Annotated in this window: 8 protein-coding genes; 7 read left to right on the top strand and 1 reads right to left on the bottom strand. The window is 70.0% G+C overall.

The features are described 5' to 3' along the window. Positions 1 to 1,005, top strand: a 1,005-nt coding sequence (locus D183_RS0120705; RefSeq protein ID WP_017910680.1) for a putative bifunctional diguanylate cyclase/phosphodiesterase, incomplete at its 5' end; no start/stop codon positions are given. 60 nt (positions 1,006 to 1,065) lie between these two features. On the opposite strand, the gene epmB is transcribed toward D183_RS0120705, so the two are convergent. Continuing rightward, positions 1,066 to 2,103, bottom strand: a complete 1,038-nt coding sequence (gene epmB, locus D183_RS0120700) for an EF-P beta-lysylation protein EpmB (RefSeq protein WP_026144711.1) — start codon at positions 2,101 to 2,103, stop codon at positions 1,066 to 1,068. Positions 2,104 to 2,202: 99 nt separating this feature from the next. Here epmB and efp point away from each other — a divergent pair, with 99 nt between their 5' ends. The 6 genes from efp to D183_RS0120670 all read left to right on the top strand — a co-directional run. Continuing rightward, on the top strand, positions 2,203 to 2,769 hold the full coding sequence (gene efp, locus D183_RS0120695) for an elongation factor P (RefSeq protein WP_010343528.1): 567 nt from the start codon (positions 2,203 to 2,205) through the stop codon (positions 2,767 to 2,769). 126 nt (positions 2,770 to 2,895) lie between these two features. Next, positions 2,896 to 3,555, top strand: coding sequence for a TMEM175 family protein (locus tag D183_RS0120690; protein ID WP_017910678.1), 660 nt, complete (start codon positions 2,896 to 2,898; stop codon positions 3,553 to 3,555). 25 nt (positions 3,556 to 3,580) lie between these two features. After that, the gene (locus D183_RS0120685; RefSeq protein WP_017910677.1) at positions 3,581 to 4,915 is read left to right on the top strand and encodes a TRZ/ATZ family hydrolase; all 1,335 of its coding nucleotides are present in this window, start codon (positions 3,581 to 3,583) and stop codon (positions 4,913 to 4,915) included. A gap of 53 nt (positions 4,916 to 4,968) precedes the next feature. After that, entirely contained in the window at positions 4,969 to 5,688 is a 720-nt protein-coding gene (gene ubiG / locus D183_RS0120680) for a bifunctional 2-polyprenyl-6-hydroxyphenol methylase/3-demethylubiquinol 3-O-methyltransferase UbiG (RefSeq protein ID WP_017910676.1), read from the top strand. A gap of 46 nt (positions 5,689 to 5,734) precedes the next feature. Continuing rightward, positions 5,735 to 6,439, top strand: a complete 705-nt coding sequence (locus tag D183_RS0120675; RefSeq protein WP_026144710.1) for a phosphoglycolate phosphatase — start codon at positions 5,735 to 5,737, stop codon at positions 6,437 to 6,439. A 181-nt stretch (positions 6,440 to 6,620) separates the two neighbouring features. Then, positions 6,621 to 6,899, top strand: a 279-nt coding sequence (locus D183_RS0120670; protein ID WP_026144712.1) for a squalene/phytoene synthase family protein, incomplete at its 3' end; no start/stop codon positions are given.

Here is a 6,899-nt window from a genome sequence, read left to right as displayed (position 1 = left end):
GCGCAGCGGCTGGTGCAGGAACTGCGCGAGCCGCTGCGGATCCAGGGCCGCGAGGTGTTCATGGGCACCTCGATCGGCATCACTGTCTACCCGGGTGATGCCGAGGACGCCTCGGCGCTGCTGAAGAACGGCGACATCGCCATGTACCAGGCCAAGCTGGCCGGCAAGAACTGCCACCGCTTCTACAGCCGCGCGATGGACTATGCGGTGGAGCGGCGCGTGCACATGGAGCACGAGCTGCGCGGCGCCTGGGAGCGCGACGAACTCAAGCTGGCCTACCAGCCGATCTTCCGCACCCAGGACCGGCGCATGGTCGGCGTCGAGGTGCTGCTGCGCTGGCAGCATCCGGCGATGGGCACGATCTCGCCGACGGTGTTCATCGACGTGGCCGAGCAGAGCGGGCTGATCGAAAGCATCGGTCCCAAGGTGCTGCGCGCGGCCTGCAGCGAGGCCACCCAGTGGCGGCGCGCCGACGGCAGCGCCGACCTGTTCGTCTCGGTCAACGTCTCGCCGCGGCAGTTGCGCAGCGGCGATCTGCCCGAAGTGGTGGCCGAATGCCTGCGCGAGTCCGGGCTGCCGGCGGCGCAATTGCATCTGGAGCTGACCGAGACCGCGGTGATCGGCGACGAGCTGCAGGCGGCGAGCATGCTGGCGCGGCTGCATCGCACCGGGGTCAAGGTCTGGCTGGACGACTTCGGTACCGGCTTCTCCGGCCTGAGCCATCTGCGCCAGGTACCGGTGGACGGGGTCAAGATCGACAAGAGTTTCGTCGCCGACCTGCAGCGCGACCCGGACGATCTGGCGCTGACCACGGCGATCATCGCCATGGCGCATTCGCTGGACATCACCGTGGTCGCCGAGGGCATCGAGCAGGAGACCCAGTTCGAACTGCTGCGCGAGCGCGGTTGCGAACTGGGGCAGGGCTTCTGGCTCAGCCGGCCGCTCAGCGCGGAGGAATTCCGCCAACTGCTCGCCAACGAGGACGCACCGCCCGCCAGCGCGTGATCGCCGCTGCGGCGTCGTGGCCGGCGTGCGCTGTGCCTGCGGCGGTCCCGGCCAGGCGGGTCAGGGCATCAACGGGCGCTTGCCGGTATCGCCGGCGATCTCGCGCACCAGCTTCGGCACGAGATAGCCGGACAGGCGCGCGGCCAGCGCCTGGTGCAGGGCCAGTGCGGTGGCATCGTCCACTTCGAAATGGGCCACGCCCTGCACCCGATCCAGTTGATGCAGGTAGTAGGGCAGCACGCCGGCGGCAAAGCTGCGCTCGCTCAGTGCGGCCAGCGCCTCCACGCTGTCGTTGACCCCGCGCAGCAGCACCGCCTGGTTGAGCAGGTGCGCGCCGGCCTCGCGCAGGCGCGCCAGCGCGGCATCGACGCCGGCATCGAATTCGTTGGCGTGGTTGGCGTGGATCACGAACGCCAGCGGCCACGGCAGCGTGCGCAGCCAGGCCAGCAACGGCGCATCGACGCGCTCGGGCAGCACCACCGGCAGGCGGCTGTGGATGCGCAGGCGCTTGAGTTGCGGCAGCGTCGCCAGCGCCTCGGTGAGTTCGGCCAGCTTCGGCGTGGCCAGCGACAGCGGATCGCCGCCGGACAGGATCACTTCCTCGATGCTGGGGTCGGCGGCGATCGCCGCCACCGCCGTGCGCCAGCCATCGCGCGCGGCGGTCTCGTCGGCATAGGGAAAGTGCCGGCGGAAGCAGTAGCGGCAGTGCACCGCGCAACTGCCGGTGGCCACCAGCAGGGCGCGGCCGCGGTACTTGTGGATCACCCCGTCGGCCTTCTTGGCTGCGGTGTCGCCGACCGCATCGAGGGCGAAGCCGGCGACCACGCGCTGCTCGTCGTCGATCGGCAGCACCTGGCGCAGCAGCGGGTCGTGCGGATCGCCCGCGCGCATGCGTGCGACGAAGCTGCGCGGCACGCGCAGCGCGAACTGCGTCGCAGCCTGTTCGGAGACGCCCAGCGCCTGCGGATCCAGGTCCAGCAGGGCCAGCAGCTCGCGCGGATCGCGCACGGCGTCGCGCCAGGCCTGCTGCCAGCGCGGCGGCGCGGCGGCGGGCAGGGGCGGGGACGGCTGCATCGGGCGGGGGGCTGCGGTTATCATAGGCGGTCATCACACGAGCGCCCGCCGTTGCGGCGGAGCTTCCATTCTATCCGGCCGGCCGCCGAACGCGGCGGGTTTGCCTTACCCGAGGAGTTTCAGATGGCCAGCTACGGCATGAACGACGTCAAGAACGGGATGAAGATCCTGGTCAACAGCGAGCCTGCGATCATCACCGATACCGAATACGTCAAGCCCGGCAAGGGCCAGGCGTTCACCCGCGTCAAGTACCGCTTCATCAAGTCCGGGCGCGTGGTCGAAATGACCATGAAGGCGACCGACAGCGTGGAAGCGGCCGACGTGGTCGACACCGACATGCAGTACCTCTACAGCGACGGCGAATACTGGCACTTCATGCAGCAGGAAACCTTCGAGCAGGTGCAGGCCGACAAGGCCGGCGTCGGCGACGCCGCCAAGTGGATCAAGGGCGAGGAGGATTGCGTGGTGACGCTGTGGAACGGCACCCCGATCCAGGTCACCCCGCCGAACTTCGTCGAACTGAAGATCGTCGAGACCGACCCGGGCGTGCGCGGCGATACCTCCGGCGGTGGCGGCAAGCCGGCGACCCTGGAGACCGGTGCGGTGGTGCGCGTGCCGCTGTTCGTCGGCCAGGAAGAAGTGATCCGTGTCGATACGCGTTCGGGCGAATACGTTTCGCGCGTCAAGTAAGTCGGCATGCCCGCGGCCGCCGCCGGCCGCGGGCATGCGCACGCGCTGGCGTGCGGCGGCCAGGCAGCGCCATGCGCCGGATCGCCGTGCGGCGATGATGGACCACCTCGCTCCCAGGAAACGCCCGTGACGACCAGCCACGCCGACAGCGCCGACAGCAAGTACCCGCACGACCGCGTCGTGTTCTTCAGCGATGCGGTCTTCGCCATCGCCATCACCCTGCTGGCGGTGGAAATCAAGGTGCCCGGACACGCCGAGGTCGCGGCGGCCGGCGGCATCCTCGCCGCCCTGCACCGGATGCTGCCGCTGTTCATCGGTTTCGCGGTCAGCTTCCTGGTCACCGCGCTGTTCTGGAAGTCGCACCTGCAGCTGTGCCGGCACATCCGCCAGTTCGACGACCGGCTGATCTGGCTCAACGTGCTGCAGTTGCTGCTGATCGGCCTGCTGCCGTTCTCCACCGCGCTGTACTCGGACTATTTCGGCAGCCACGAGGCGTTCGCGGTGTACTGCGCGCATCTGGCGGCGATCGGCCTGGCCGGGTACTGGCTGCATGCCTATGCGGTGCGCAAGGAAGGCCTGGCGCAGCGGCTGGGCCCGCTGCAGGCGCAGGCGATGAAGCTGCGCGCGGCGGTTTCGCCGGTGGTGTTCGCGTTATGCATCCCCGTGGGCATGGTGGCACCGTGGCTGGGCCGCTTCGGCTTCCTGGCGGTCTTCCTGCTGCAGTGGGGGGTGATGCGCGTGTACCAGCGGCGCATCCGCCAGGCCCAGGCGGCACCGGCACCGTGACCCTCCCTTTTCTAGAGTCCCTGCGATGACCTCCATACCCGAATTCTGCGACCTGCTGATCGAAGCCGGCTACGTGGTCCCGATCGAACCGCATGCGGTGGTGCTGGAAGACCACGCGGTGGCGGTGCGTGGCAGCGAGATCGTGGCGGTGCTGCCCACGGCCGAGGCGCGCACGCGCTTCGCCCCCGCGCGCACCGTCTCGCGTCCGGACGCGGCGCTGCTGCCGGGGCTGGTCAACGCGCATACCCACAACCCGATGACCCTGCTGCGCGGCATCGCCGACGACCTGCCGCTGATGGTGTGGCTGCAGCAGCACATCTGGCCGGTGGAGACCGCGGTGATCGGCCCGGAGTTCGTCGCCGACGGCACCGCGCTGGCCATCGCCGAGATGCTGCGCGGCGGTACCACCTGTGCCAACGAGAACTACTTCTTCGCCGACGTGCAGGCCGCGGTGTACAAGCAGCACGGCTTCCGCGCGCGGGTCGGCACGGTGATCATCGATTTCCCGACCGCCTGGGCCAAGACCTCCGACGAGTACTTCGCCCGCGCCTGCGAGGTGCACGACCAGTGGCGCGACGATCCGCTGGTCGGCATCGCCTTCGCCCCGCATGCGCCGTACACGGTCAACGACGCCAACTTCGAGCGGGTGCGGATGCTGTCCGACCAACTCGAGGTGCCGGTGCACCTGCACACCCACGAGACCGCGCAGGAAATCGCCGACTCGCTCAAGCAGTACGGGCAGCGCCCGCTGGCGCGGCTGGACCGTCTGGGCCTGGTCAACGACCGCCTGATCGCGGTGCACATGACCCAGCTCACCGACGCCGAGATCCACCTGTGCGCCGAGCGCGGGGTCAGCGTGGTGCATTGTCCCGAATCCAACCTCAAGCTCGCCTCCGGCTTCTGCCCGGCCTGCGCGCTGCAGCGGGCGGGCGTGAACCTGGCGATCGGCACCGACGGCTGCGCCAGCAACAACGATCTGGACATGTTCAGCGAGAACCGCACCGCGGCGATCCTGGCCAAGGCGGTGGCCAACGACGCCACCGCGCTGGACGCGGCCAGCACGCTGCGCGCGGCCACCCTGGGCGGCGCGCGTGCGCTGGGCTTCGGCGAGACGATCGGCTCGATCGAGCCGGGCAAGCAGGCCGACCTGATCTGCGTGGATCTGTCGGCGCTGGAGACCCAGCCGCTGCACAACGTGCTGTCGCAACTGGTGTACGCCACCGGCCGGCAGCAGGTCAGCGACGTGTGGATCGCCGGCCAGCCCAAGCTGAGCCAGCGCGTGCTGGTGGACATGGATGTCGATGCGCTGGTCGCCAATGCGCGCGAGTGGCGCGAACGTATCCGCAGCATCCACGCCTGATCCGCTATGTTCGCCGTGCCGCGCCGCGCGCGCGGCCCCAACGAGAGTTCGCCATGACCGCTTCCGCCGCCAACGCCTCCGCCAATTTCGATCAGGCCGAACTGGACAAGTTCGGCGCCCTGGCCACCCGCTGGTGGGATGCCGACGGCCCGCAGAAGCCGCTGCATGCGCTCAACCCGGTGCGTCTGCGCTACGTCGCCGAGCGCCTGCCGCTGCGCGGGGCGACGGTGCTGGACGTGGGGTGCGGCGGCGGCCTGCTCAGCGAGGCGCTGGCCAAGGAGGGCGCGCAGGTCACCGCGATCGATCTGGCACCGGAGCTGATCAAGGTCGCGCGGCTGCACCAGTTCGAATCCGGGGTCGAGGTCGACTACCGCGTGCAGTCGGTCGAGGACCTGGCGGCCGCACAACCGGGCAGCTTCGACGCCATCACCTGCATGGAGATGCTCGAGCACGTGCCCGATCCGGCGGCGATCGTGCGCGCCTGCGCGACCCTGCTCAAGCCGGGCGGACAGCTGTTCCTGTCCACGCTCAACCGCACCCCGGCCGCGTTCGCCCTGGCCATCGTCGGTGCCGAGTACGTGGCGCGGCTGCTGCCCACCGGCACCCACCGCTACCAGGATTTCATCAAGCCGGCGGAACTGGCCGCCTGGTTGCGCCAGGCCGAACTGCAGCTGCGCGACGTCAGCGGCCTGGCTTACGAGCCGTGGCGCAATCGCGCGCGGCTGTCGTCGCGCACCGAGGTCAATTACCTGGCGTGCGCGGCGAAGCCGTGATTCGGGAGTCGGGATTGGAGATTGGCAACGGCGGGTGCGCGTGGGCGTGATGCCGCTCGAGAGCGGTTCGGTCCGAAGCTACCCGCGAGTAGTGCTGTTCGATCTGGATGGCACGTTGCTGGACAGTGCGCCGGATCTGCTGGCCGCGGCCAATGCGTTGCTGGCTGAGCATGGCCGTGCGGCGTTGACCCTGGCGCAGTTGCGGCCGGTGGTGTCCAAGGGCTCGCGGGCGATGCTCGGGGTCGCCTTCCCGGATCTGCCCGCCGCGCAGCGCGATGCGCTGATTCCGGCATTCCTGCGCCACTACGAGGCACTGATCGGCCGCCATTCGCAGCCGTTCGACGGCATCCCGGAACTGCTGCAACGCCTGGAAGAGGCCGGCAGCGTGTGGGGCATCGTCACCAACAAGCCCGAGGCGCTGGCGCGGTTGATCCTGCCGCAGTTGCAGTGGGAGCAGCGCTGCGCGGTGCTGATCGGCGGCGACACGCTGCCCGAGCGCAAGCCGCATCCGCTGCCGCTGCAGGTCGCCGCGCAGCGCCTGGGCGTGGCGCCGCAGGAAGTGGTCTACGTCGGCGACGACGAACGCGACATCTTGGCCGCACGTGCCGCCGGCATGGCGTCGGTGGCGGTGCTGTGGGGTTACCGGCTGGACGAGGACGATCCGCTGGCCTGGCGCGCCGACGCGATGGTCGCCGCACCGGCCGAGCTGTACGACGCCGCGGCCTGGCCGGTCAGCGCAGCCGCGTCCTGAAACCGGTGCTGTCGCCGCGTTGGCGGCGATGCTGCGACCGCGGTGTCGCCGCCTGCATGCCGCGCCGCTCGGCATCCACCGGTCGCGCACGTACACTGCGCGTTCTGCGCGGCAGCCGCGCTCGTTCTCCCATTGCGCGATGCCGTCGGCGCGCGCGCCTGACTCCGGATTCACCGATCGCATGAGCAGTTCGTCCGCCCTGGATGCCTTCCTCGACAAATGGCGCCGCCGCTGGCCGGAATGGGCCGTGGCCGAGGCCTTCGTGCCGGCGCCGCAGCGCGCCCGTACCGTGGCCTGGTTCGCCCTGCTGCAGGAGTTCGACGACATCCTCAACATCGCCGGCGACCCGCTGCCGGCCGACGCCAAGCTGGCGTGGTGGGGCGAGGAACTGCGCAGTTGGGCCGGGCAGCGTTCGCGGCATCCGCTGGGCCGGGTGCTGGAGCCGGTGGCTGCGCCGTGG

It is taken from the genome of Xanthomonas sp. SHU 199, from assembly GCF_000364665.1.
Classification (GTDB): Bacteria; Pseudomonadota; Gammaproteobacteria; order Xanthomonadales; family Xanthomonadaceae; genus Xanthomonas_A; species Xanthomonas_A sontii.
Note: the sequence above shows the minus strand (reverse complement) of the source record. Positions and strands in the feature narration are given on the sequence as shown.

What these genes read in the sequence shown, in the direction of transcription:
- epmB (WP_026144711.1), bottom strand. Translation starts at nt 2,103, where the DNA reads ATGATAACCGCAGCCCCCCGCCCGATGCAGCCGTCCCCGCCCCTGCCC.
- efp (WP_010343528.1), top strand. Translation starts at nt 2,203, where the DNA reads ATGGCCAGCTACGGCATGAACGACGTCAAGAACGGGATGAAGATCCTG.
- D183_RS0120685 (WP_017910677.1), top strand. Translation starts at nt 3,581, where the DNA reads ATGACCTCCATACCCGAATTCTGCGACCTGCTGATCGAAGCCGGCTAC.
- ubiG (WP_017910676.1), top strand. Translation starts at nt 4,969, where the DNA reads ATGACCGCTTCCGCCGCCAACGCCTCCGCCAATTTCGATCAGGCCGAA.